Genomic DNA, 24,709 nt, shown 5'->3' with positions numbered 1-24,709 from the left:
ACGTCATTGCGAGGAGTCTTTTTACCTCTCCCCGTTTACGGGGAGAGGTCGGATTGCAAAGCAATCCGGGTGAGGGGCGAGGGCCCGATGATCGACGAAGGTTGCCCCTCACCCCAACCCTCTCCCCGCATGAGCGGGGAGAGGGGGAAGATCAATACGTCGCGCGGCCGCCGGAAATATCGAACACCGCGCCGGTGGTGTAGAGGCATTCTTCCGACGCCATCCATGTCACGAGTGAGGCAAGCTCCTCCACTTTGAGGAAGCGTCCGCGCGGGATCTTCGACAGCATGAAGTCGATGTGCTGCTGCGTCATCTGGTCGAAGATCGCGGTCTTGGCGGCGGCGGGAGTCACGGCGTTCACCGCGATCTCGGTGCCCGCCAGTTCCTTGCCGAGCGATTTGGTCAGTGCGATCACGCCGGCCTTCGATGCCGAATAGTGCGAGGCATTCGGGTTGCCTTCCTTGCCGGCGATGGAGGCGATGTTCACGATGCGCCCGTAGTTCTGCTTCATCATCGCGGGCACCACGGCCTTGCAGCACAGGAACGGCCCGTCGAGATTGATCTTCATCACCTGCCGCCACTCGTCGTAGGACAGGTCCGCGACGGTCTTGTTGACGCCCGCGATGCCGGCATTGTTGACCAGGATGTCGATGCGTCCGAAACCTTTCAGCGTCGCGTCCCTGGCTGCCTCGACCGCGGCGGGATCGGTGACGTCGACCTTGAGCGCGGTGACGGCGCCGCCGATCTCCTTTGCGGTCTTCTGGCTGAGCGTCTCGTCGAAATCCCAGATCATGACCTTGGCGCCGGACGCCGCGAAGCGTTCGGTGATGGCGCGGCCAAAGCCCTGCGCGCCGCCGGTGACGACGGCGAACCGTCCACTGAGATCGATCTTGTTCAAGGCGTTCTCCTGAGTTTCTTTTGCTGATTACAGCGTCCAGCCGCCGTCGATGATGTGATCGACGCCGGTGGTGAAGGCGCTCTCGTCGCTGGCGAGATAGAGCGCGAGCAGGGCGATTTCCTCCGCTGTGCCGAGCCGTCCCATCGGCTGGCGGCTAACGAACATCTCGCGGCCGCCGCTGCCGAGCGCTGCCGCGCGCCCCAGCATCGACGGTGTCTCGATGGTGCCGGGACAAATCGAGTTGCAGCGGATGCCCTTGGTGATGAAATCGACCGCAACCGCGCGCGACAAGGCCGCGACGGCGGCTTTGGTGGCGCTGTAGACGTAGCGGTTGGGCGCGGCCTTGAACACGCCGGCGGCGGAGGCGATGTTGACGATCGATCCGCCGCCGCCTTCCAGCATCAACGGCAGGAATGCACGGATCGTGCGGTGCATCGACTTGACGTTGAGATCGAACGAAAAGTCCCAGTCGGCGTCCGAACATTCCAGCGCCGTGCCGTTGTGCACGAAGCCGGCGGCGTTCAGCAGAATGTCGACCTTGCCGACTTTCTTCGCCATCGCCTCGACGGCTGCAGTGTCGCGGACGTCGAGCTTGACGGTCTGCGCGACGCCTTCCTTTTTCAGCGCGGCGAGGCCGACCTCGTCGATGTCGGTGGCGATCACGGTGGCGCCTTCGCGCGTGAAGGCGAGGGCGCAGGCGCGTCCGATCCCCGCCGCACCCGCGGTCACGAATGCGCGCTTGCCTTTCAGTCGGTCAGACATGTGACGTCCTCGCTATCAGTGATTGTCCCGCGCGACGCCGATGGTGCCCGCGATGTTGCGATAGCGGGTCGCCAGTTCGAGGCACGCGCCGGTGGCGTGCTGGCCGACGGTGTCGCGATAAAGCTCCTGCCACGGCGTCTGGTTTTTCGGAAACGGAAAGCCGCCCTTGGCCATCAGGTCCGCATGGCGCTGCTTCACCTCGGTGTCGGAAATCAGGATGTTGGCTTCGCCCTTGTTGAGGTCGATGCGGACACGGTCGCCGGTCTTGAGGATCGCAAGTCCGCCGTTGGCGGCGGCTTCCGGCGAGGCGTTCAGGATCGACGGCGAGCCCGACGTGCCGGACTGGCGGCCGTCGCCGATGCAGGGCAGCGAGGTGATGCCTCGTTTAATCAGGGCCGCGGGCGGCTGCATGTTCACGACCTCCGCGCCGCCGGGATAACCGATGGGGCCGACGCCGCGCACGAACAGCATGCAGTGCTCGTCGATCTTCAGGGAGTCATCGTCGATGCGGTGGTGATAATCCTCCGGCCCCTCGAACACGATGGCGCGGCCCTCGAACGCTTCGGGGTCCTTCGGGTTGGAGAGGTAGCGGTCGCGGAATTCCTTGGAAATCACGCTGGTCTTCATGATCGCCGAATCGAACAGGTTGCCGCGCAGGACAATAAAGCCCGCGTCCTTCACCAGCGGCTTGTCGTAGGTGCGGATCACGTCGCTGTCGGGGGCAGTCGCAGTCCTGCAGTTCTCGCCCATGGTCTTGCCGTTGACGGTGAGGGCGTCTTCATGAATGCGCTTGTGCTTCATCAGTTCGCGCACCACGGAAGGCACGCCGCCGGCGCGATGATATTCCTCGCCGAGATAATAGCCCGCCGGCTGCATGTTCACGAGCAGCGGCACGTCATGGCCGAATTTCTGCCAATCCTCGATGGAGAGATCGACACCGATATGACGGGCCAGCGCATTGATGTGAATCGGCGCGTTGGTCGAACCGCCGATCGCGGAGTTGACCACGATGCAGTTCTCGAAGGCCTTGCGGGTGAGGAAGTCCGACGGCTTCAGATCCTCCCACACCATTTCAACCGCGCGCTTGCCGGTCTCATAGGCGATCTGGCCGCGTTCGCGATAGGGCGCGGGGATCGCGGCACAACCCGGCAGCGAGAAGCCCAGGGCTTCCGCCAGGGAGTTCATGGTGGAGGCGGTGCCCATGGTGTTGCAATGGCCCACGGACGGCGCGCTTGAGGCCACGATGTCCATGAATTCGTCATAGTCGATCTTGCCGGCGGCCATTTCCTCGCGGGATTTCCACACCACGGTGCCGGAGCCGGTCCGTTCGCCGTTGTGCCAGCCGTTCAGCATCGGGCCGCCCGACAATACAATGGCGGGAATGTTCACGGTGGCGGCGGCCATCATGCAGGCCGGGGTGGTCTTGTCGCAGCCCGTGGTCAGCACCACGCCGTCCAGCGGATAGCCGAACAGGATTTCGACCAGCCCGAGATAGGCGAGGTTGCGGTCGAGTGCTGCGGTCGGCCGTTTGCCGGTTTCCTGAATAGGGTGGGTCGGAAACTCCATGGCGATGCCGCCGGCCTCGCGGATGCCTTCACGAACACGTTGCGCGAGTTCGATATGATGGCGGTTGCAGGGCGACAGGTCGTTGCCGGTCTGGGCGATGCCGATGATCGGCTTGCCGGATTGCAACTCATGCCGCGTCAGCCCGTAATTCAGATACCGCTCCAGATAGAGAGCGGTCATTCCGGGATTGTCGGGATTATCGAACCAGAGCTGGGACCGGAGTTTGCGTTTCGCGCCGTTATTTGCGCCATTTTTTATTGCGGCGTGATCGTCATTTTTTTTCACAAGATTTCTCCCGCACTGCACACAATCCATGTGTCGGCGTTGGTAATGTTTGCATGTCGAAGCGGCATCTGCAACGCTTACAAATCAAACATCCGATCTTTGGGACAGAACCGAAAATCTCTGCTAAGACCTCTGTCCAATAGCAAGAACGGATCAATCCGTTGAGAATACCCTTCGACACAAACTTTCAAAGATCGCTTCCGGATATCGACGTTCAAAAAAAGACAGAGCAGCGACGGCTTTCGCCGGACGACGCCGAAACGAGAGGGAGGAAGACTGTATGGCGTCCGTGCATATTCACGACGTGCGCAAATCGTTTGGCGGGTTTGAAGTCCTGCACGGCGTGACCGTTCCGATCGAGGACGGGGAATTCGTGGTGCTGGTCGGCCCTTCCGGCTGCGGTAAATCAACCCTGTTGCGGATGCTGGCGGGTCTGGAAAAGATCACGTCGGGCACGATCTCGATCGGCGACCGGGTGGTCAACGACGTTCAGCCGAAGGAACGGGACATCGCCATGGTGTTCCAGAACTACGCGCTCTATCCGCACATGACGGTTGCCAAGAACATGGGCTTCTCGCTCAAGCTGCGCGACGCGCCACAGGACGAGATAGACAAGCTGGTGCATCGCGCCGCGGACATTCTCGCATTGAAGCCGCTGCTCGACCGCTATCCGCGGCAATTGTCGGGCGGCCAGCGCCAGCGCGTCGCCATGGGCCGCGCCATCGTGCGCGATCCCCAGGTCTTTTTGTTCGACGAGCCGCTGTCGAATCTGGACGCGAAGCTGCGCGTCGCCATGCGCACCGAGATCAAGGAACTGCATCAGCGGCTCAAGACCACGACGGTCTATGTGACCCACGACCAGATCGAAGCCATGACCATGGCGGACAAGATCGTGGTCATGCACGACGGCATCGTCGAGCAGATGGGATCGCCGCTCGAGTTGTACGATCATCCGGATAACAAGTTCGTCGCGGGTTTCATCGGCTCGCCGGCGATGAATTTTCTCGAAGGCAAGCTGGTCGGCAGCAACACGCCCCATGTCGAGACAGCGAACGGCAGCAAGCTGCCGCTGATCGCATCGCGCGCGGGCCTCGACGGCAAGCCGGTGACCTACGGCATCCGTCCCGAGCATCTGGAATTCGCCGATGACGGCATCGAGGCCAGCGTCGTCGTTGTCGAGCCCACGGGGTCCGAAACCCAGATCGTCGCGCGCATTGGCGATCAGGACTTGATCGCGGTCATTCGCGACCGCCGGCCGGTCAAGCCCGGCGACAAGGTCAAGCTGCGGCCGATTCCGACCTCGGCACATGTCTTCGACAAGGAGACCGGCAAGCGTCTCATCAACTAGGTTTTATCAACAAGGCATGGTCCGGTTTTCGAAACCGGACCGCGCCGGACCAAAACGGGTTTACGCTAAAATCATAACCAGCACCCGGCCAAGACAATCAAGAGCCGGCGAAAACAGGGAGAGTTACAATGAGTGATTTCACACCAAACCGGCGCGCACTTCTGAAGGGCGGCGCGTCCGTGCTCGCGGGTGCCGCGACCGTCTCCGCCGACCAGTTGCTCAATTTCGCGACCGCCTGGGCGCAGACCACGCAGTGGAAAGCCGAAAAGGGCGCCAAGATCAACTTGCTGCGCTGGAAACGCTTCGTGGAAGCCGAGGACGTGGCTTTCATGAACATCGTTCAGGCGTTCAGCAAGGCGACCGGCGTCGAAGTCAACGTCACCAATGAATCCTATGACGACATTCAGCCGAAGGCGTCGGTTGCGGCCAACACGGGGCAGGGCCTCGACATGGTCTGGGGCCTGTATTCGCTGCCGCATCTTTTGCCGACCAAGTGCGTCGACGTGACGGACGTGGCCGACTATCTCGCCAAGAAGTACGGCGGCTGGGCCGAATCCGCCAATGCCTACGGCAAGGACAAGACCGGCAAGTGGATCGGCATTCCGGTCGCGGCCACCGGCGCGCTGATGAACTATCGCATCAGCTCGTGCGAGAAAGCGGGCTTCAAGGAATTCCCGAAGGACACCGCGGGCTTCCTCGAACTGTGCAAGGGCCTCAACAAGAACGGCACGCCGGCCGGCATGGCGCTCGGCCATGCCTCGGGCGACGCCAACACCTGGCTGCACTGGGCGCTGTGGAGCCACGGCGGTTACCTTGTCGACAAGAACGACAAGGTCATCATCAACTCCCCGGAGACGATGAAGTCGCTGGAATACGTCAAGGCGCTGTACGAGACCTTCATTCCGGGCACCGCGTCCTGGAACGACTCTTCGAACAACAAGGCGTTCGTGTCGGGCCAGCTTCACGTCACCTGTAACGGCATCTCGGTCTATGTCACCGCCAAGCGCGAGAACAAGGCGGTCGCCGACGACATGAACCACGCCTACATGCCGATCGGACCGGCCGGCAAGCCGACCGAACTGCATCTGCCGTTCACCATGCTGACCTTCAACTTCACGAAGTATCCGCAGGCGTGCAAGGCGCTGACCGCATTCATGATGGAAGCGGACCAGTACAATCCGTGGCTGTCCTCGGCGTCGGGTTATCTGTCGTCGTTCCTCAACGGCTACGACAACAACCCGGTGTGGACTGCCGATCCGAAGAACACGGTGTATCGCGACGTCGCCAAGCGCACGCTCACGCCAGGCGGCCTCGGCACGCTCGGAGAGAACGCCGCGGCTGCGATCGCCGACTTCATCGTGGTCGACATGTTCGCGAACTACTGCACCGGCCGCGAAGACGCGAAGGGCTCGATCGCCTTCGCCGAACGTCAGGCCAAGCGCCTTTATCGCTAAGGACGCAAGGATCGCCGGCGCGGAACCGTTACGCGCCGGCGTCTCTTTCTTCTCGATCACAACTTGAGCGCATTCTGCCCGCAAAACCGGTGTCTGCTTTTCCGGAATGCGCGCTGAAGGCTCGGTCCCACAGGTTCGGTCCCAGAGGTTCGGTTTCATGAGCACGATACCGGCATCGATGCCAACGCCACGGCCCTACGTCAGTTCGCTGTCGTTCTGGCAGCGGCTTGCCACGAACCGCAACTGGATCGCGTTGTGGTTCATGCTGCCCGCGGCGGCGTTCCTGATCCTGTTTCTGGCCTATCCGCTCGGCCTCGGCGTCTGGATGAGTTTCACCGACGTGCGCATCGGGCGGGCCGGGCAGTTCATCGGGCTCGAGAATTACGAATGGCTGTGGGACGACGGCGTGTTCTGGCTCTCCGTCTTCAACACGCTGCTCTACACGACCATCGCCAGCGCCATTAAATTCGGGCTCGGGCTCTATCTCGCGCTGCTGCTCAACCGCAACATGCCCGGCAAGGCGATGATCCGCGCGGCGGTGCTGGTTCCCTTCATCGTGCCGACGGTGCTCTCGGCCATCGCGTTCTGGTGGATCTACGATTCCCAGTTTTCGATCATCTCGTGGTCGCTGCGGAAAATGGGTCTGATCGAGCAGAACATCAATTTCCTCGGTGACTCGTCTTGGGCGCGCGCCAGCGTCATCATCGCCAACATCTGGCGCGGCGTGCCGTTCGTGGCCATCACGCTGCTGGCCGGCCTGCAGACCGTCTCGCCGTCGCTCTACGAAGCCGCGACGCTGGACGGCGCGACCAACTGGCAGCGCTTCCGCTTCATCACCTATCCGCTGCTGACGCCGATCATCGCCGTGGTCATGACATTCTCGGTGCTGTTCACGTTCACGGACTTCCAGCTGATCTGGGCGCTGACACGTGGCGGGCCGGTGAACGCCACCCATCTGATGGCGACGCTGAGTTATCAGCGCGGAATCCTGAGCGGCAGGCTCGGGGAGGGCGCGGCGGTCGCGACCGCGATGATTCCGTTCCTGCTCGCCGCGATTACCATTTCGTGGTTCGGAATGCAGCGGCGTAAATGGCAGCAAGGATCTGAAAATGACTGACCACGCAGCACATCCGCCTGTCGCGCCGACCCAGTCGGCGAGCGACAACAGCGAGGGCATGAGCTATCTGGAGACCTTACCCAGCAAGATCATCACGCTCTACATCCCGCTGTTCATCATCGTGGTCATCCTGCTGTTCCCGTTTTACTGGATGGCGCTGACGTCGATCAAACCCGACGAACAGCTGATCGACATGGAGACCTTCAACCCGTTCTGGGTGGTGAAGCCGACGCTCAAGCATATCCAGAAGCTGCTGTTCGAGACGCAGTACCCGCGCTGGCTCTGGAACACGATGTATGTGGCGGCGGCGGCGACGACGTTGTCGATCATCGCCAGCGTGCTCGCGGCCTATGCCATCGTCCGCCTGCGCTTCAAGGGCGCGGAAGTCGTCAGTGCGTCGATCTTCCTCGCCTATCTCATTCCGCCGTCGATCCTGTTCATTCCGCTGGCGTCGGTCATCCATTCCTACGGACTGTTCGACTCGCCGCTGTCGCTGATCCTGGTCTATCCGACGCTGCTGATTCCGTTCTCGACCTGGCTGCTGATGGGATATTTCAAGACCATCCCGTATGAGCTGGAGGAGTGCGCCCTGATCGACGGCGCCAGCCGCTGGCAGATTCTGACCAAGATCGTGCTGCCGCTCGCAATCCCGGGATTGATTTCGGCGTTCATCTTCTCGTTCACGCTGTGCTGGAACGAATTCATCTATGCGCTGACGTTCCTGTCCTCGACCCAGAACAAGACCGTGCCGGTGGCTATCGTCAACGAATTCGTCGACGGCGACATCTACAAATGGGGATCGCTGATGGCGGGCGCGCTGGTCGGCTCGCTGCCGCTGGTCATTCTCTACGCGTTCTTCGTCGAGCACTATGTGTCCGCCATGACCGGCGCGGTGAAGGAATAATTTCGTCATTCCGGGGCGCTCGCTTTTGCGAGCGAACCCGGAATCCATAACCTCGGGCGGAAGGATGGATTCCGGGCCTGTGCCACACCTCGGCAAGGGCCGACGGTGGCCCATCCCGGAATGATCGAAGAAAAGCAAAAAGGATTTTCGATGCACATTATGGTTCTCGGCGCGGCCGGCATGGTCGGGCGCAAACTCGTCGAGCGGCTGACCCGCGAAGGCAGGCTTGGCAAAACCGACATCACGCGTCTGACGTTGCAGGACGTCGTGGCTCCGGCCAAGCCGAACACGTCGATTCCTGTCGATGTCGTGACGGCGGACGTGTCGGACGAGGCGGCGGTGACGAAGCTCGTCGCCTCGAAGCCAGATGTGATCTTTCATCTCGCCGCCATCGTGTCGGGCGAAGCCGAGGCCGATTTCGACAAGGGCTACCGCATCAATCTCGACGGCACGCGCTATCTGATCGACGCCATCCGGGCCATCGGCGGCGGTTACAAGCCGCGCGTGGTGTTTACGTCGTCGATCGCGGTGTTCGGCGCGCCGTTCCCCGAGAAGATCGGCGACGAGTTTTTCAACACGCCGCTGACGAGTTACGGCACGCAGAAGACCATCGGCGAGTTGCTGATTTCGGATTACACCCGCAAGGGTCTGCTCGACGGTGTCAGCATCCGCCTGCCGACCATCTGCGTGCGGCCGGGTCTTCCCAACAAGGCCGCCTCCGGCTTCTTCTCCAACATCATCCGCGAACCGCTCGCCGGCAAGGAAGCCGTGCTGCCGGTGTCCGAGGATGTCCGGCATTGGCACGCATCGCCGCGTTCCGCGGTAGGATTTCTGATCCATGCGGGGACCATGGACACCAGCACTATCGGCCCGCGCCGCGCGCTGAGCATGCCGGGCCTGTCCGTGACGGTGGGCGAACAGATCGCGGCGCTGGAGCGCGTTGCAGGCAAGAACGTCGTCGCGCGCATCAAGCGCGAACCGGACCCGACCATTGTCGGCATCGTGGCCGGCTGGCCGCGCGACTTCGTCACCGACCGTGCGGTGAAGCTCGGCTTCACCACGGCGGAGAAGACGTTCGACGACATCATCCGCATTCACATCGACGACGAACTCGGCGGGAAATTCGCAACCTGACAACCACCGGTGCCGCGATGACGACAATCGCCTGCATTGGCGAGTGCATGATCGAACTGTCGCGGGGCGCAGGCAACCAGCTCACGTACAGCTATGGCGGCGACACGCTGAACACGGCGGTCTATCTGGTGCGGCTCGGCGTCGGCGTGGATTACGTCACGGCGCTCGGCGACGATCCGTTCAGCGACGAGATGATCGAGACCTGGAAGGCCGAGGGCATAGGGACCGGGCGCGTCGCGCGCGTGGGCGGCAAGCTGCCGGGGCTCTATGCGATCCGCACCGACAAGGTTGGCGAGCGCTCGTTCTACTACTGGCGCGAGAACGCGGCGGCGCGGCTGCTGCTCGACCTGCCCGAAACCGGTGCCATTCTCGCGGCGCTTGCAAGCTACGACATGGTCTATCTCTCGGGGATCACGCTGTCGCTCTACAGCGCCGACGGCCGCAGGCGGCTGATCGAGGCCCTTGGCGCAGCACGCGGGGGTAAAACCCGCATCGCCTTCGATACCAATTTCCGGCTTCAGGGCTGGCCGGTGCTGGACACCGCGCGTCAGGTGTATCGCGACATGTTTGCGGTCGCCGACGTGGTGCTGGCGTCGGTGGACGATCTCACCCCGCTGTTCGGCGCGCGGATGCATGGCGAACTGATCGACCGGATGGCCGCGCGCGAAGTCGTGCTGAAACTTGGCACGCCCGCCAGCGTTGTCAGGCTTGACGGCGTGGACCGTGCCGTGACGGCGGAGCCGGTCGGCAAGGTGGTGGACACCACGGCGGCGGGCGACAGTTTCTCGGCGGCGTATCTGGCCGCGCGGCTGCGCGGCGCGGCTCCGGTGGATGCTGCGCGGGCGGGGCACCGGCTGGCAGGCGCGGTGATCGGCCATCCCGGCGCGATCATTCCGCGCGAAGCGATGCCGCCTGAAGTTATGCCGTCCGTGGGTGCGACCGGAGCGGCTGCAATGGAGCGATCGTCATGACCGGCTTGTCGGCGACTGCGAGGCAGGCCGCGCTGGAAAAAATCCTGATCCCGGCGCGGATTGTTCCGGTGCTGACCATCGACCGCGTCGAGGATGGCGTGCCGCTGGCCCGCGCGTTGGTCGCCGGTGGGCTGAAGGTTCTCGAAGTCACATTCCGCACCGAGGCCGCCGCCGCTGCCGCTAGGTTGATTATCGCGGAGGTGCCGGATGCCATCGTCGGCATGGGCACCGTCCTCAATGGCGACGATCTGCGCCGTGCACAGGATCTCGGCGCGCAGTTCGCCGTCAGCCCTGGCGCCACGCCCGACCTGCTCGACGCTGCCGCTGCAAGCGATCTGCCATTGTTGCCCGGCGTCGCAACTTCATCCGAAGTGATGCAGGCGCACGCGAAGGGATTCAATCTGTTGAAGTTTTTCCCCGCCGAGCAGGCGGGCGGAATCCCCATGCTGCGCGCGCTGGCGGGGCCGTTCCCCGGCACGCGCTTTTGCCCCACAGGCGGCATCAATGCCGCCAACGTGGTGTCATGGCTCGCGGAGCCGAATGTGATCGCGGTCGGCGGCTCGTGGCTGTGCCCGGCGTCGGACGTCAAGGCGGCGAACTGGGAGGTCATCACCGGCCGCTGCATCGACGCGATGAAGGCGCTGCGGCGGAGGTAGTTGTTTTCACCTCTCCCCGTTTAAGGGGAGAGGTCGGACCGCGTAGCGGTTCGGGTGAGGGGCGAGGCGCTCGGGTTGCGAAGTTGCCCCTCACCCCAACTCTCTCCCCGCAAGGGCGGGGCGAGGGAGCATGGCCAGCAAGAGATGAGTCTGATCGAATAAAAGTTGAGTCCGGCGAACGCCTTACGATTCGGATCGCCGGCGGAGGTTGAATCCCGGAATCAGGTTCTGCATGAGCATGAGAAAAGCCGCCTAACGACTCGGCCTGACTCTTAAAATCCCATCGCGGCACCATCGCTGCGCGGGTCGGTCGCGCCCTCGAACATGCCGTCGGCATGGCGCACCACAGCGCCGGCATGGCCCATGGTCGAGGTGAAGGCCGGCAGGATTTCGATGTCGTGGCCCGCGTCGCGCATGGCCTGAACGACCGCCGGATCGAAGCGGTCTTCCAGCTTCAGCGTCACCGTAGCGTCGCCCCATGTCTTGCCGAGCAGCCAGCGCGGCGCGGTAATCGCGGCCTGCAAGCCCTGACCGTACATCGCGTAGCGCGAGAACACGGCGGACTGGCTCTGCGGCTGGCCTTCGCCGCCCATGTTGCCATAGACCATGCGGCGGCCGTCATTAAACAGCGCCATCGCCGGATTGAGCGTGTGGAACGGCTTGCGGCCGGGGCGCAGCGCGCGCGGGCCATCGCCTTCGAGCAGGAAGCTCGAACCGCGGTTCTGCCAGACGATGCCGGAGTTCGGCAGCACGCAGCCGGAGCCGAATTCGAAATAGATGCTCTGGATGAAGGAGACGGCGATGCCGTCCTTGTCGACCGCGCCGAGCCAGACCGTATCGCCGGGATTGGCCGGCACCGGCCACGGCAGCGCGCGCTTGCGGTTGACGTTGGCCGCCAGTCCGTCGAGCGTGGCCGGCGTCAGATAGTGTTCGGCTTTCTCCATCATCAGCGCCGGGTCACCAACGATGCGGTCGCGCACGATGAACGCCTGCTTGGTGGCTTCCACGATGTTGTGCAGGTAATCGAAGCTCTCGGCTTCCTTGACGCCGAGCCGCTCGAAGATCGCAAGGATCATCAGCGAGGCAAGGCCCTGCGTCGGCGGCGGGAAGTTGTAGAGGGTCGCGCCCTTGACCGCGACGGACAGCGCCGCGCGGCGCTGCGCCTTGTGCGCGGCGAGGTCTTCCAGCGTTACCGGCGAGCCAACGCGCGCCAGATCCGCCGCGATCTCCCTGGCAAGCGTACCGGTGTAGAAATCCATCGGGCCCTTCTCGCCGAGGCGCTTGAGCGTGTTGCCGAGCGCCGGCAGCTTCATCAACTGGCCTTCCTTCGGCAACTGGCCGCCGAGCAGGAAGGTCTCGACGAAGCCGGGAGAATCCTTCAGCTCCGCGAGCTTGGTTTCGGTCAATTCCTGCTGCGTGGCGGTGACGGCGAAACCGTTCTCGGCGGACCAAACTGCATCTTCCACGAGGCGCGACAGCGGGAGCTTGCCGCCCATCTCCGTGTTGATCGCGAGCACTTCGGCCCAGCCGGACAGCGTGCCCGCAACTGTGTTCGCGGCCAGCGGCCCGCGCGACGGGATCGCGGCAAGGCCCTTGCTCTTGTAGAAATCGACGGTCGCCGCCGTCGCGGCCGCGCCGCAGCCGTCCACCGCGATCGGCGGCTTGCCGTCTTTCGAGATCAGCCAGAACCCGTCGCCGCCGATGGAATTCATGTGCGGATAGACCACGGGCAGGGACGCCGCCATGGCCAGCGTCGCCTCGATGGCGTTGCCGCCTTCGCGCAGCACGCGCAGTCCGGCTTCAGAGGCGAGATGATGCGGCGAAGTCACCATGCCGCGGCGGGAGCGAGGCGTATTCAGCATTGATCGTGTCCACGTTCGAGCGTCAACAATGGACGCGATGTCCCTCATGTAAGCGAAAACTTCGCTTTTGACAAAACGCAAAATGCCCGGCTTTACCGGGCATTCTGGACGTGGATGGGGTGTGAATCCTATTCCGCCGGGGCGGCGAGAGGAGGTGTGCCCGGTGCAGTATGCCCAAACCATGCCATTCGCCACGGCTTCAAAACGAACAGGGCGAGCAGGCCGGTCAGCACGTCCATCACGATGATGAGGCTGAAAACCGGCATCCAGCTTCCGGTGGATTCACGGATCATCGCCGCGACGGGTCCGCCGAGCACGGAGCCGATGCCTTGCGCCATATAAAGGAAGCCGTAATTCGTCGTCGCGTTCCTGGTGCCGAACGTGTCGGTCAGGGTGGAGGGAAACAGCGAGAAGATCTCGCCCCATCCGAAGAACACGACGCCCGACAACAGCACAAACGCAAGGGCGTTGTCGCGAAAGGCGACCATCAGCGCGATGGCGATGCCCTCGAAGATAAACGCAAGGGCCATCGTATTCTCGCGTCCGATCCTGTCCGACACGTAGCCGAAGAACGGCCGCGTCAGCCCGTTGGTGATGCGGTCGATGGTCAGGGCGAGGGGCAGTGCGGCGAATCCCCAGACCATCACATTGGCGACGCCGAAATCCTTGGTGAAGTTCGCGAACTGCGAAATCACCATCAGGCCGCCGGTCGACATCATGGTCATCATGATGAACATGAGCCAGAAGATCGGCGTTTTCAGCATCTGCTTCGGCGCATAATCCGTTGTGGACGTCGAGACCATGGGAGCGATGCCGCTGACCTCGCCGGGCTTTGGATCGCGCAGACCCAATGCCGCCAGAAATCCGACCGCGCCGAGGACGATGCCGAATGTCGTCAGAGTTTGCTGATAGGTCGATGTCGCCAGCATGCCGGAAATCGGGAAGGTGGTGAGGATCGCGCCGAAACCGTAGCCGGCTGCGACCATGCCGGTCGCGAAACCGCGCTTGTCCGGAAACCAGCGCACCATCAGGCCGACGATGCCGACATACACGAGGCCGGTGCCGATGCCGCAAAATAAGCCATAGGTTGCATAAAGTCCGGTCAGTGATGTGATATGGGCCGAAAGAACCCAACCGAGGCCGCTCAAGACGGCTCCGATCGCGATAAGCCATTTGGGGCCGAACTTGTCGATCAACCAGCCTTGCGCCGGCGAGAAAAAGGTTTGCAGGACGATCAGCAGCGAAAACGTGATCTGGATGGCCGGCAGCGTCGCGCCGGTCGTGGTCTGGAAGGATTTGACGAACAGCGTCCAGACGTATTGCGGGCTGGAGATCGCCATCATCGCGATGACTCCCAGCAACAGTTGAATCCAGCGCGCGTTGCTTGTCTTTGAATCGGTCGTAAGGCTCATGCCCGTTTTCTCCATGTTCTGGAGAAAACACAGCAATGTGCGTGCCATTCACCGCATTTGCGCTATGCGTTTATCAAGTGGCGGCACATGCATTTTTGGACGGAATGAATCCGCCGCCGATGTGTTCGTTACACCTTCACCATCCGCTTGCCGCGGTTCTCACCGGCGAGCAGGCCGATCAGCGCCTGCGGTGTGTTCTCCAGGCCGTCGATGACGTCTTCCTGCACCTTGAGCTTGCCGGATTTCACCCATGACTGAAGGTCGGCCATCGCCCGCGCGGTCTGGTCGTAGTAATCCATCACGATGAAGCCCTGCATGATGAGGCGCTTCACAACGATCAGCCCGGGAACGCCGCGCGGACCTGTGGCGGAGGGTGCGCCGTCATACTGCGAGACAGCGCCGCAGCATGCGATGCGGCCATTCTGGTTCATCTGCGGGAGACACGCTTCGAGAATGTCGCCGCCGACATTGTCGAAATAGACGTCGATGCCGCTCGGCGCCGCCGCCTTCAGCGCCTTGAACACCGGCTCCGACTTGTAATCGACCGCGGCGTCGAAGCCGAGTTCGGAGACCAGCCAGTTGCACTTCTCCTTGCCGCCAGCGATACCGACGACGCGGCAGCCCTTGATCTTCGCGATCTGGCCGACGATCGATCCGACCGATCCCGCCGCCGCCGAAACGGCAACCGTCTCACCGGCTTTCGGCTTGCCGACTTCAAGCAGGCCAAAATAGGCGGTGAGGCCGGCAATGCCGTACACGCTGAGCAAATGGGTCATCGGCTCCATGTGCGGCACCTTGACCAGCGTCTTGGCTTTCACCGCGGCATAATCCTGCCAGCCGGTATCGCCGAACACGAGGTCGCCCGGCGCGAAGCCCGGTGCTTTCGATGTGACGACTTCCGCGACCGCGCCGCCGGCCATCACCGAGTTGGCCTCGACTGCCGAGCGGTAGGTTGCGCCATGCATCCACGCGCGGTTCGCTGCATCGAGCGAGATGTAACGCACGCGCAGCAGAACCTCGCCGTCCTGCGCTTCGGGCATTGCCGCTTCGGTCATCTTGAAGTTCTGCGGCGAGAGCTTGCCTGTGGGCTTTTCGACCAGCAGGATCTGGCGGTTGGCGGTCATGTGTTGTCCCTCCGGCGGCGTTGTTTTTTGCGTTTCGTGCGGCACGATAGCAGCGTTCACCGGGGGAATGGAACCGGCGAGGTGCCTTGTCGCAATACGGTCGTCTGCGGGTGTGAGGATCGCGGCGCATGCGTTTCAAACAGACGCTTTTCCAACAGGCTTGCGGCACCGGACCGCAGGCCCGGCCTGACGATGGAGGAAGGAAATTCGAGGAAATGGTTTTACGGGCCTGCCCCACGGAACCCGATGGCGTTAAAGGCGTTATTCGAGAACTGGTGCGCCACTTGCTTCTCCAGTTGCGGGCTGCGTGGGGCAGGGCTGCCTCCCCGGAAGCGCCCTAATCTCACCGAAATTGTGGCCCGTTCTTACCAAGACTGCACAGATCAAGAGCAGGGGGCCTGATGAGAGACGTCGTAAGTCCATCTATTCGTCGCATCCTTTGCGTTTTTCCGAAGTATTCCCCTTCCTTTGGCACTTTTGAATATGCTTATCCTCTGACCGACGGCGTTCAGGCCTTCATGCCCCCTCAGGGGCTGTTGCTGATTGCTGCCTCCCTGCCGAAGGGCTGGGAGGTCCGCTTTCTCGACGAGAACATGAAGGTTGCGACGGCTGAGGATTTCGACTGGGCCGATGCCGTGTTCGTCAGCGGAATGCATATCCAGCGCCCGCAGATCAACGACATCTGCCGCCGCGCCCACGAGCACAATCTCGCCGTGGCGCTGGGCGGGCCGTCCGTCAGCGCGTGTCCCGAGAACTATCCCGATTTCGACTATCTGCATGTCGGCGAGCTTGGCGACGCGACGGAGGAGCTGTTCCGGCGGCTGGCGCGCGATACTTCGCGGCCCGACAAGCAGGTCGTTCTCACGACGCAGGAACGCCGCGAGATGTCGGAGTTTCCGATCCCGGCCTATGAACTGATTCCGCTGGAGCGTTATTTTCTCGGCAGCATCCAGTTTTCCAGCGGCTGTCCCTATCAGTGCGAATTCTGCGACATCCCCGGACTCTACGGACGCAACCCGCGCCTGAAGACGCCCGAGCAGGTCACCGCCGAACTCGACAAGCTGCTGGAATGCGGTCTCACCGGCTCGGTGTATTTCGTCGATGACAATTTCATCGGCAACCGCAAGGCGGCGCTGGATTTGCTGCCGCATCTCGTCGAATGGCAGAAGCGCAACGGTTTCGCGCTGCAGTTCGCATGTGAAGCCACGCTGAACATCGCCAAGCGCCCTGAAATTCTCTCGCTGATGCGCGATGCCTATTTCGCCACGGTGTTCTGCGGCATCGAGACGCCGGACCCGGCCGCGCTGAAGGCGATGTCGAAGCAGCACAATATGGTGGTGCCGATTCTGGAGGGCGTGCAGACGCTCAACAGTTACGGCCTGGAAGTGGTGTCCGGCATCATCCTCGGGCTGGATACCGACTCGCTCGACGCGGGCGAGGGCATTCTCGAATTCGTCGACCAGTCCGAGATCCCGTTGCTGACGATCAACCTGCTGCAGGCGTTGCCGAAGACGCCGCTGTGGGATCGCCTCAAGCGCGAAGGCCGCCTGATCGAGGACAGCGACCGCGATTCAAACGTCGATTTCCTGCTGCCCTACGATCACGTCGTCTCGACGTGGCGCGAGTGCATGGGCCGGGCGTACACGCCGGAGAAGCTGTTTGCGCGTTTCGAGTATCAGGTGATCCACACCTATCCGAACCGGATCAAGCTTCCGAAAAGCAAGGAGCGATGGTCGCTGCGAAACATCAAGCGCGGACTGACGATGTTCGCCAATATAGTCTGGCAGGTCGGCGTCAAGAGCGACTACCGGCGCGAATTCTGGAAATTCTCGCTGCCGCTGCTCAGGCGCGGCGATATCGAGCGGATCATCACTGTTGGTCTGGTCGCGCACCATCTGATATTGTTCGCGCGGGACGCATCGGGCGGGCAGCAGAATGCATCGTATTATTCGACCAGATTGCGGGACATGCCTGTCGCCGCCGAGTAACGGCGCATGACGGCCGCGCGCATCGTCTCGCGGCCTGAGCATCCATGAAACAGCCGCTGGTTTATGACGTCGTGGTCCTTGGCGGGGGCGCGGCCGGACTGATGTGCGCCAGTGTCGCCGGCGCGCGCGGTCGTTCCGTGGCGGTGATCGAGCAGGCGAAGCGTCCGGCCGAGAAAGTCCGCATTTCCGGCGGTGGGCGCTGCAACTTCACCAACCTGCACACCACGCCTGCGAATTTCCTGTCGCGCAATCCGCATTTCTGCAAGTCCGCGCTGAGCGGCTACACCCAGCACGATTTTATCGCGCTGGTCGAAAAATACCGCATCGCCTATCACGAGAAGACGCGTGGGCAACTGTTCTGCGACGGCTCCTCGCAGCAGATCATCGACATGCTGCTGGATGAATGCGGTGCCGCCCGCGTGGCGCTGCATCCGGGTACGAAGATTTCGTCGATCGCAAAGGGCGAGGGCGGATTTGCCGTCGTCACCGATCGCGGCGAGATACGCGCCCAATCGCTGGTAATCGCCACCGGCGGGCCGTCGATTCCGAAAATGGGATCGAGCGGCTTTGGCTACAAAGTCGCGGAGCAATTCGATTTGAAGATCGTGCCGCCGCGCGCGGCGCTGGTGCCGCTGACCTTCGACGAGGCGCTGCTGGCGCGGTTGCGCGATCTGGCGGGCGTTGCGGTCGAGTCGGTGGTGAGTTGCAACGGGACGCAGTTCGACGAGGCGATGCTGTTCACCCATCGCGGCCTGAGCGGCCCGGCGATCCTGCAGATTTCATCCTACTGGCGCGACGGCGACGACATTCAAATCGACATGGCGCCCGGCGTCGATGTGCTGGCTGCGCTGAAGGAGATGCGGCGCGATCATCCGCGTCAGGAACTGGCGACGGCGCTTGCGCGGCTGCTGCCCGCGCGGCTCGCGCAGATGATCGCGGAAACAGCCGGCGGCGTTTCGCGGATGGCCGATCTGCCGGACAAGCAATTGCAGGCGGTCGCAGTTCTTGTGAACCAATGGCGCGTAACGCCGCGCGGCACCGAAGGCTACCGGACTGCTGAAGTCACGCTTGGCGGTGTCGATACGGCGGAATTGTCGTCGAAAACTTTCGAGGCCAAATCCGTGCCTGGCCTGTTTTTCATCGGCGAGGTGATCGACGTTACCGGCCATCTCGGTGGCTTCAATTTTCAGTGGGCCTGGTCGTCCGGCGTGGCCGCGGGCCGCAATGTGTAAGCCCGCGCGGGCAGGGGTTCCAAAACGGTAAAAAATGCTCCCGGAGCGCCGTTTTGACGCGCCATAACCCCCTGAAATCAGGACTATATTTCCCTGACCTATAGGAATTTGTATTCGGTCGCGCTAAACTGCTAATCGACGGCTGGAATTCGCCGGATTCCTTTGCAACTGACGCCCCATGATCTGTGAGCCTGATTTGTCGGCTGAAATCATCTTGTTTCCTGTGACCTGCGATCGTTGGATCAAATCCGGCGCGATGGCGCATGTCCAAGCCAACGCGGCGTGCGCGCCATGACGACCGCAGGCGAGTTGCGCTCAGGCAAAAGCCACAAGGACGAGAATTTCCCGGTCGCGTCGTGGATCATCCATCCGCGCCACCGCGCGCTGATCCTTGCGTTCTACAATTTCGTCCGCACCGGCGACGACATCGCCGACCACACCTCGTTGCCGGCGCAGGAAAAGCTCGACCGGCTCGATCTGCTGGAAGCCGAGTTGCTGGGCAAGGGCGACAGCCAGCCGGAAGCAGTGACGCTGCGCGCGGCGTTCGCGGAACGCGGGATGCCGCCGAAGCACGCACAGGACCTACTCAACGCGTTTCGTCTCGATGTCACCAAGCTGCGCTACGAGAACTGGGACGAATTGATCCATTACTGCTCGCTCTCCGCCATGCCTGTCGGACGTTTCATGCTGGATGTTCACGGCGAGGACCGCTCGACCTGGGCGGCGTCGGACGCGATCTGCGCAGCGTTGCAGATCAACAATCACTTGCAGGATTGCGGCAAGGACTATCGCGAACTCGACCGCGTCTATATTCCGCGCGATGCGCTGGCGGCCTCGGGCGCCACGGTGGAGATGCTCGGCGCGCCGAAGTCGTCGCCGGAATTGCTGACATGCCTTCACGCTCTGGCGCGCCGGACAGAAACGCTGCTGCATGAGGGCGCGTCGCTTCCGACCGACATCAAGGATACGCGGTTCGGGCTCGAGATTGCCGTGATCGATGCATTCGCCGACAGGATCGTCAATCTGCTGAAGATGCGCGATCCGTTGAGCGAGACCGTGCATCTGTCCAAGGGGCAGATGGCGGGCATTGCGCTCTCCGCGATGGCGCAGGGACTTTATCGGCGCGCGACCGGGCAGACGTCCGCCGTGCGGCATGTACCGGGCGCGTGATCTGACATGACCTCGATTGACACCACAGCGCCGGACACCAACGCGCAGGGTACCGCCTCGGGCAGTTCGTTCTATGCGGCGATGCGTATTCTGCCGCGCGAGCAGCGCGATGCGATGTTCCAGATTTACAGCTTCTGCCGTCAGGTGGACGACATCGCGGATTCCGACGGCCCGCGCCCGGAGCGTCTTGCTGCGCTCGATCAGTGGCGGCGCGACATCGACGCGCTCTATGCCGGCAACCCGCCCGCGCGGGTGAAGGACTACGCGCCATCGGTGAAACAGTTCGGCCTGCGGCGTGAGGATTACATCGCGATCATCGATGGCATGGCGATGGATGTGCCTGCCGACATCCGCGCGCCGGATGCCAAGACGCTCGATCTGTATTGCGACCGCGTCGCCAGCGCCGTTGGACGTCTGTCGGTGCGGGTGTTCGGCCTCGGCGAGGAAGACGGCATTCTGCTCGCGCACCATCTCGGCCGCGCGCTTCAGCTCACCAATATCCTGCGCGACATCGACGAGGACGCAGGCCTCGGCCGGCTCTATCTGCCGCGTGAAAATCTCAACGCCGCCGGCATCATGTCGAACGATCCGCTGACGGTGGCTTCCGATCCGCGATTGCCGCGCGCGTGCGAGGGGATTCTGAAACAGGCGCGCGATCATTTCGCCAAGTCGAACGATATCATGGCGCGCAACTCGCGCCGCGTCGTGCGCGCGCCGAGGATCATGTCGGAATACTACCACGCGATTTTGGAGAAACTGGTGGAGCGCGGTTTCGCGCTGCCCCGCAAGCCGGTCAAGCTCAGCAAGGCTGCCAAGATTTTCATTCTCATTCGGTACGCATTTATCTGATGACAAAAAAAGCTCACATCATCGGCGCCGGCATATCCGGCCTGTCCGCGGCGGTCCGGCTCGCGAATGAAGGTTTCGAGGTTCACGTCCACGAAGCGACGCAGCAGGCCGGCGGCCGCTGCCGTTCGTACTATGACGCAGCAACCGATCTCGTCATCGACAACGGCAACCACCTGATGCTGTCGGGCAATCTCCACGCGCGGTCCTATGCGCTGTCGATCGGCTCCGAAGCAGGCCTCGTCGGTCCGGAGCGCGCCGAGTTCGATTTCGTCGATCTCAAATCAGACAAGCGCTGGAAGCTCGATCTCGGCAAGGGGCGGTTGCCGACCTGGGTGTTCGATAAATCGCGCCGTGTGCCGGATACGGCCGTCGGCGATTATGTCGCGCTTGCGCCGGTGATCTGGGCGAACAACGACGCGCTGATCGGCAACACGATCAAATGCGAAGGCCCGCTCTACGACCGCCTTGTGCAGCCGTTGCTGCTGGCGGCGCTCAATGTCGATCCACCGGAAGGCTCAGCGGGTCTCGCGGGCGCGATCGTGCGCGAGACGCTGCTCGCCGGCGGCAAGTCATGCCGTCCGCTGATCGCGGCTGAAGGTCTCAGCTCCGTGCTGGTCGATCCCGCGATCAAGCTGATCCGCGAGAAGGGCGGCACCGTCAATTTCGGACATGAGCTGCGGCAGATGCTGATGGGCGGCGAAACGGTCTCGTCGCTGGAGTTTGTCGACGATACGATTGCGGTCGCGCCGAGCGACGTCATCGTGCTGGCCGTTCCGCCGCGCGCCGCCTCGTCGATCCTGCTCGGGCTCAAGACGCCGACCAAGTTCCGCGCCATCGTCAACGCGCATTTCCGTTACGATCCGCCGCCCGGCACGCCGGCGATGATGGGCGTGATCGGCGGCGTGGTCGAATGGCTGTTCGCATTCCCGCAGCGGCTGTCGGTGACCATCAGCAATGCCGACCGGCTGGTGAATGCGCCGCGCGAAGAGCTTGCGCGCGACATCTGGCGCGACATCTGCAAGGCCGCCAAAATCGGAACCGACGTCGCGGAAGGCCCGCTGCCGCCGTGGCAGATCGTGCGCGAACGCCGCGCCACATTCGAGGCGACCCCGGAACAGAACGCCATGCGTCCCGGGACTGGCACCGAGTGGAAAAACCTGTTCCTCGCGGGTGACTGGACTGATACGGGACTGCCTGCGACCATCGAGGGCTCGATCCGATCCGGCGATAAAGCCGCGGATTTCGCCCTCAAAATGCAGTAATTGGGCTCAATTCAACGACCATCATGACGATCACAGACCAGCATATGGAGGCCGCGCCCGCTGCTGCGGCTCTCGAGGCAAGCATCGCGACCGCGAGCAGCGCGCTGCTGACTCATCACAAGCCGGACGGACACTGGGTGTTCGAGCTTGAAGCGGACGCCACGATCCCGGCCGAGTATATCCTGCTGCGGCATTATCTCGCCGAGCCTGTCGATTCCGGGCTGGAAGCGAAGATCGCTAATTACCTGCGGCGCATTCAGAACGAGAACGGTGGCTGGTCGCTGTTCCACGGCCACGAGTTCGACATGAGCGCGAGCGTGAAGGCCTACTTCGCGCTCAAGATGATCGGCGACTCCGTGGACGCGCCGCACATGAAGAAGGCGCGCGAGGAAATGCTTCGCCGCGGCGGCGCGATCAAGAGCAACGTCTTCACGCGCATCATGCTGGCGCTGTTCGGCATCATGACGTGGCGCGCGGTGCCGGTGATGCCGGTTGAAATCATGCTGCTGCCGCGCTGGTTTCCGTTCCACCTCACCAAGATGTCCTATTGGGCGCGCACCGTGATCGTGCCGTTGCTTGTGCTGCTGGCGAAGAAGCCGCGCGCGCGCAACGAGCTCAAGATCGGCATTGACGAGTTGTTTCTTGAAGATCCGAAGACCATCGGAATGACGGCGAAGGCGCCGCACCAGAGCCAGCTCTGGTTCACGGGCTTTGCGATCATCGATGCCGCGCTGCGCGCCTTCGATCCTTTCTTTCCGAAGAAGACCCGCCAGCGGGCGATCGATAAGGCGGTCGACTTCGTGACCGAGCGCCTGAACGGCGTCGATGGTCTCGGCGCGATCTTCCCGGCGATGGCCAACACCGTGATGATGTACGATGTGCTCGGCTATCCGAAAGATCATCCGGACTATGTGCTGGCGCGCCAGTCGATCGAGAACCTGCTCGTCATCAAGGATGACGAGGCATACTGCCAGCCGTGCGTCTCGCCGGTATGGGACTCTGCACTCGCCGCGCACGCCATGATCGAAGCCGGCGGCGACGAGAACGTCGAGGCGGCCAAGGCTGCGCTGAATTGGCTGAAGCCGAGGCAGGTGCTTGATGTCGAGGGCGACTGGATCGAAAAGCGGCCGGGCGTGCGTCCGGGCGGCTGGGCGTTCCAGTACAACAACGCGCACTATCCCGACCTCGACGACACCGCCGTGGTGGTGATGGCGATGGACCGCGCGCGCGGCACGCTGAACGCCGGCACCAAATACGACGAGGCGATCGCGCGCGGAACGGAATGGCTGCTCGGGCTGCAAAGCAAGGACGGCGGCTGGGCGGCGTTCGATGCCGACAATCTCGAATACTATCTCAACAACATTCCGTTTTCGGACCACGGCGCGCTGCTCGATCCGCCGACCGAGGACGTCACCGCGCGCTGCGTTTCGATGCTGGCGCAGCTTGGCGAGACCGCCGAGACGAGCCCGGCGATGGCGCGGGGCATCGACTATCTTCGCCGCACGCAATTGCCCGACGGTTCCTGGTTCGGGCGCTGGGGCGTCAACTACATCTACGGAACCTGGTCCGTGCTGTGCGCGCTGAATGCCGCCGGCATCGATCACAGCGACCCTGTGATCGCCAAGGCGGCGGACTGGCTGATCGCCATCCAGAACGCCGACGGTGGCTGGGGCGAAGACGGCAACAGCTACCGGCTGGACTACAAGGGCTATGTGAAGGCCGATACGACGGCCTCACAGACCTCCTGGGCCACGCTGGCCCTGATGGCGGCGGGCAAGGTCGATCATCCCGCGACCAAACGGGGCATCGACTATTTGATTCAAAATCAGGCCAAGGACGGGCTCTGGACCGAGCCGCAATACACAGGCGGCGGGTTCCCGCGTGTGTTCTATTTGCGATACCACGGATATTCCAAGTTCTTCCCGCTGTGGGCGCTGGCGCGATACCGAAATTTGCGCAATACTAACAGCCGCTTCGTGGGGATTGGAATGTGATCAACGGCGCCGGCGGGGACAACGCCGCACACATCGCACTTGGACGGGATGGACTGCCGGTCGAATTGCCGGTGCTTATCGTCACCGGTTTGAAGCAGGAGGCCCGCATCGCCGCCGGCCCCGGCCTCACTGTCATTTGCAGTTCGAGCAATCCGATTCAGCTGCGCGAGATGATGACGTCGTTCGATCCGGCGAGCATTCGCGGCATCGTGAGCTTCGGCGTCGCAGGCGGTCTCAATCCGGCGCTCAAGTCGGGCGACATTATCATCGCCTCTGAAATCGTCGCCGCGGATCATCGCTGGGCGACCTCAGCTTCACTGACCGAGAACCTGATCGCGCGGCCAACCAAGCGCGGCCGTTCGGTCGTGCCGGGTGTTCTGGTCGGCGTGGAAGAAGTCGTGACCGGCCAGCTCGGCAAGGCCGCGCTGCGCGCGACCACCGGCGCCGATGCCGTCGACATGGAAAGCCATATCGCTGCGCGTTATGCCGAGCACTACGGCCTGCCTTTCGCGGCGGTCCGCGTGATCAGCGATCCGGCGCATCGGGCGCTGCCGGAACTGACGATGAGCGCCATCAAGCCGAACGGCAATGTCGATATGTGGAAGGTGATGCGCGGCATCGCGCGTAATCCGAAGACGATCCCTCATCTGATTTCGACGGGCCGGGATTTCAGCCGCGCGCTGCGCTCGCTGCGCGGCTGCCGGGGCGCGCTGGGCTGACG

General features: G+C 62.8%; 20 protein-coding genes. 14 read left to right on the top strand and 6 right to left on the bottom strand.

Annotation, left to right across the window (positions count from 1 at the left end; all coding sequences use genetic code 11):
* Window positions 1–151: 151 nt before the first annotated feature.
* Genes AC1RKJ_RS20890 through AC1RKJ_RS20880 form a run of 3 tightly spaced genes read right to left on the bottom strand, consistent with a single transcriptional unit; the run spans window position 152 to window position 3,541 of the window.
* Entirely contained in the window at window positions 152–898 is a 747-nt protein-coding gene (locus AC1RKJ_RS20890) for an SDR family NAD(P)-dependent oxidoreductase (protein ID WP_492793035.1), read from the bottom strand.
* Between the two features lie 27 nt (window positions 899–925).
* The gene (locus AC1RKJ_RS20885; RefSeq protein ID WP_492793034.1) at window positions 926–1,660 is read right to left on the bottom strand and encodes an SDR family oxidoreductase; all 735 of its coding nucleotides are present in this window, start codon (window positions 1,658–1,660) and stop codon (window positions 926–928) included.
* 15 nt (window positions 1,661–1,675) lie between these two features.
* Complete coding sequence (locus tag AC1RKJ_RS20880) at window positions 1,676–3,541, bottom strand: IlvD/Edd family dehydratase (protein ID WP_492793033.1); 1,866 nt, start codon at window positions 3,539–3,541, stop codon at window positions 1,676–1,678.
* A gap of 250 nt (window positions 3,542–3,791) precedes the next feature.
* On the opposite strand from AC1RKJ_RS20880, the gene AC1RKJ_RS20875 reads away from it, so the two are divergent.
* The 7 genes from AC1RKJ_RS20875 to eda all read left to right on the top strand — a co-directional run bounded on the left by AC1RKJ_RS20875 (window position 3,792) and on the right by eda (window position 11,095).
* A complete protein-coding gene (locus AC1RKJ_RS20875) occupies window positions 3,792–4,859 on the top strand; it encodes an ABC transporter ATP-binding protein (RefSeq protein WP_492793032.1) in 1,068 nt (355 codons plus the stop codon).
* A gap of 128 nt (window positions 4,860–4,987) precedes the next feature.
* A complete protein-coding gene (locus tag AC1RKJ_RS20870; RefSeq protein WP_492793031.1) occupies window positions 4,988–6,313 on the top strand; it encodes an ABC transporter substrate-binding protein in 1,326 nt (441 codons plus the stop codon).
* Window positions 6,314–6,470: 157 nt separating this feature from the next.
* Window positions 6,471–7,430, top strand: coding sequence for a carbohydrate ABC transporter permease (locus AC1RKJ_RS20865; RefSeq protein ID WP_492793030.1), 960 nt, complete (start codon window positions 6,471–6,473; stop codon window positions 7,428–7,430).
* Window positions 7,423–8,334: a carbohydrate ABC transporter permease gene (locus tag AC1RKJ_RS20860; protein ID WP_492793029.1), complete on the top strand. Its 912-nt coding sequence runs from the start codon at window positions 7,423–7,425 to the stop codon at window positions 8,332–8,334. The genes AC1RKJ_RS20865 and AC1RKJ_RS20860 overlap by 8 nt, the downstream gene beginning before the upstream one ends.
* Before the next feature lie 150 nt (window positions 8,335–8,484).
* A complete protein-coding gene (gene denD, locus AC1RKJ_RS20855) occupies window positions 8,485–9,468 on the top strand; it encodes a D-erythronate dehydrogenase (protein WP_492793028.1) in 984 nt (327 codons plus the stop codon).
* A gap of 17 nt (window positions 9,469–9,485) precedes the next feature.
* Window positions 9,486–10,439: a sugar kinase gene (locus AC1RKJ_RS20850; protein ID WP_492793027.1), complete on the top strand. Its 954-nt coding sequence runs from the start codon at window positions 9,486–9,488 to the stop codon at window positions 10,437–10,439.
* Window positions 10,436–11,095 (top strand): bifunctional 4-hydroxy-2-oxoglutarate aldolase/2-dehydro-3-deoxy-phosphogluconate aldolase, encoded by a 660-nt coding sequence (eda, locus tag AC1RKJ_RS20845; protein ID WP_492793026.1) that lies wholly within the window; start codon window positions 10,436–10,438, stop codon window positions 11,093–11,095. The genes AC1RKJ_RS20850 and eda overlap by 4 nt, the downstream gene beginning before the upstream one ends.
* A gap of 272 nt (window positions 11,096–11,367) precedes the next feature.
* On the opposite strand, the gene AC1RKJ_RS20840 is transcribed toward eda, so the two are convergent.
* From AC1RKJ_RS20840 to AC1RKJ_RS20830, 3 genes are all read right to left on the bottom strand, one after another.
* A complete protein-coding gene (locus AC1RKJ_RS20840; RefSeq protein WP_492793025.1) occupies window positions 11,368–12,957 on the bottom strand; it encodes a gamma-glutamyltransferase family protein in 1,590 nt (529 codons plus the stop codon).
* A 128-nt stretch (window positions 12,958–13,085) separates the two neighbouring features.
* A complete protein-coding gene (oxlT, locus tag AC1RKJ_RS20835; protein WP_492793024.1) occupies window positions 13,086–14,369 on the bottom strand; it encodes an oxalate/formate MFS antiporter in 1,284 nt (427 codons plus the stop codon).
* Between the two features lie 128 nt (window positions 14,370–14,497).
* On the bottom strand, window positions 14,498–15,493 hold the full coding sequence (locus AC1RKJ_RS20830; RefSeq protein ID WP_492793023.1) for an NADP-dependent oxidoreductase: 996 nt from the start codon (window positions 15,491–15,493) through the stop codon (window positions 14,498–14,500).
* Between the two features lie 401 nt (window positions 15,494–15,894).
* On the opposite strand from AC1RKJ_RS20830, the gene AC1RKJ_RS20825 reads away from it, so the two are divergent.
* From AC1RKJ_RS20825 to AC1RKJ_RS20795, 7 genes are all read left to right on the top strand, one after another.
* Window positions 15,895–17,481: a B12-binding domain-containing radical SAM protein gene (locus tag AC1RKJ_RS20825; RefSeq protein WP_492793022.1), complete on the top strand. Its 1,587-nt coding sequence runs from the start codon at window positions 15,895–15,897 to the stop codon at window positions 17,479–17,481.
* Between the two features lie 44 nt (window positions 17,482–17,525).
* Window positions 17,526–18,713: a BaiN/RdsA family NAD(P)/FAD-dependent oxidoreductase gene (locus AC1RKJ_RS20820; RefSeq protein WP_492793021.1), complete on the top strand. Its 1,188-nt coding sequence runs from the start codon at window positions 17,526–17,528 to the stop codon at window positions 18,711–18,713.
* Between the two features lie 291 nt (window positions 18,714–19,004).
* Window positions 19,005–19,883, top strand: coding sequence for a squalene synthase HpnC (hpnC, locus tag AC1RKJ_RS20815; RefSeq protein WP_492793020.1), 879 nt, complete (start codon window positions 19,005–19,007; stop codon window positions 19,881–19,883).
* A 6-nt stretch (window positions 19,884–19,889) separates the two neighbouring features.
* On the top strand, window positions 19,890–20,732 hold the full coding sequence (gene hpnD, locus AC1RKJ_RS20810) for a presqualene diphosphate synthase HpnD (protein ID WP_492793019.1): 843 nt from the start codon (window positions 19,890–19,892) through the stop codon (window positions 20,730–20,732).
* Complete coding sequence (gene hpnE / locus AC1RKJ_RS20805; protein WP_492793018.1) at window positions 20,732–21,994, top strand: hydroxysqualene dehydroxylase HpnE; 1,263 nt, start codon at window positions 20,732–20,734, stop codon at window positions 21,992–21,994. The genes hpnD and hpnE overlap by 1 nt, the downstream gene beginning before the upstream one ends.
* A gap of 23 nt (window positions 21,995–22,017) precedes the next feature.
* Window positions 22,018–23,988, top strand: a complete 1,971-nt coding sequence (shc, locus tag AC1RKJ_RS20800; RefSeq protein ID WP_492793017.1) for a squalene--hopene cyclase — start codon at window positions 22,018–22,020, stop codon at window positions 23,986–23,988.
* A complete protein-coding gene (locus tag AC1RKJ_RS20795; protein ID WP_492793016.1) occupies window positions 23,985–24,707 on the top strand; it encodes a phosphorylase in 723 nt (240 codons plus the stop codon). Before shc ends, AC1RKJ_RS20795 begins: the two co-directional genes overlap by 4 nt.
* The last annotated feature ends 2 nt before the right edge of the window (window positions 24,708–24,709 follow it).

The sequence above is a fragment of the Afipia sp. GW822-FHT04G07 genome (assembly GCF_058800765.1).
Note: the sequence above shows the minus strand (reverse complement) of the source record. Positions and strands in the feature narration are given on the sequence as shown.

Bases quoted from the DNA above. Each gene is read 5' to 3' on its own strand.
- AC1RKJ_RS20885 (WP_492793034.1), bottom strand. From the start codon at position 1,660: ATGTCTGACCGACTGAAAGGCAAGCGCGCATTCGTGACCGCGGGTGCG.
- AC1RKJ_RS20880 (WP_492793033.1), bottom strand. From the start codon at position 3,541: ATGGATTGTGTGCAGTGCGGGAGAAATCTTGTGAAAAAAAATGACGAT.
- AC1RKJ_RS20875 (WP_492793032.1), top strand. From the start codon at position 3,792: ATGGCGTCCGTGCATATTCACGACGTGCGCAAATCGTTTGGCGGGTTT.
- AC1RKJ_RS20870 (WP_492793031.1), top strand. From the start codon at position 4,988: ATGAGTGATTTCACACCAAACCGGCGCGCACTTCTGAAGGGCGGCGCG.
- AC1RKJ_RS20865 (WP_492793030.1), top strand. From the start codon at position 6,471: ATGAGCACGATACCGGCATCGATGCCAACGCCACGGCCCTACGTCAGT.
- AC1RKJ_RS20860 (WP_492793029.1), top strand. From the start codon at position 7,423: ATGACTGACCACGCAGCACATCCGCCTGTCGCGCCGACCCAGTCGGCG.
- denD (WP_492793028.1), top strand. From the start codon at position 8,485: ATGCACATTATGGTTCTCGGCGCGGCCGGCATGGTCGGGCGCAAACTC.
- AC1RKJ_RS20850 (WP_492793027.1), top strand. From the start codon at position 9,486: ATGACGACAATCGCCTGCATTGGCGAGTGCATGATCGAACTGTCGCGG.
- eda (WP_492793026.1), top strand. From the start codon at position 10,436: ATGACCGGCTTGTCGGCGACTGCGAGGCAGGCCGCGCTGGAAAAAATC.
- AC1RKJ_RS20840 (WP_492793025.1), bottom strand. From the start codon at position 12,957: ATGCTGAATACGCCTCGCTCCCGCCGCGGCATGGTGACTTCGCCGCAT.
- oxlT (WP_492793024.1), bottom strand. From the start codon at position 14,369: ATGAGCCTTACGACCGATTCAAAGACAAGCAACGCGCGCTGGATTCAA.
- AC1RKJ_RS20830 (WP_492793023.1), bottom strand. From the start codon at position 15,493: ATGACCGCCAACCGCCAGATCCTGCTGGTCGAAAAGCCCACAGGCAAG.
- AC1RKJ_RS20825 (WP_492793022.1), top strand. From the start codon at position 15,895: ATGAGAGACGTCGTAAGTCCATCTATTCGTCGCATCCTTTGCGTTTTT.
- AC1RKJ_RS20820 (WP_492793021.1), top strand. From the start codon at position 17,526: ATGAAACAGCCGCTGGTTTATGACGTCGTGGTCCTTGGCGGGGGCGCG.
- hpnC (WP_492793020.1), top strand. From the start codon at position 19,005: ATGACGACCGCAGGCGAGTTGCGCTCAGGCAAAAGCCACAAGGACGAG.
- hpnD (WP_492793019.1), top strand. From the start codon at position 19,890: ATGACCTCGATTGACACCACAGCGCCGGACACCAACGCGCAGGGTACC.
- hpnE (WP_492793018.1), top strand. From the start codon at position 20,732: ATGACAAAAAAAGCTCACATCATCGGCGCCGGCATATCCGGCCTGTCC.
- shc (WP_492793017.1), top strand. From the start codon at position 22,018: ATGACGATCACAGACCAGCATATGGAGGCCGCGCCCGCTGCTGCGGCT.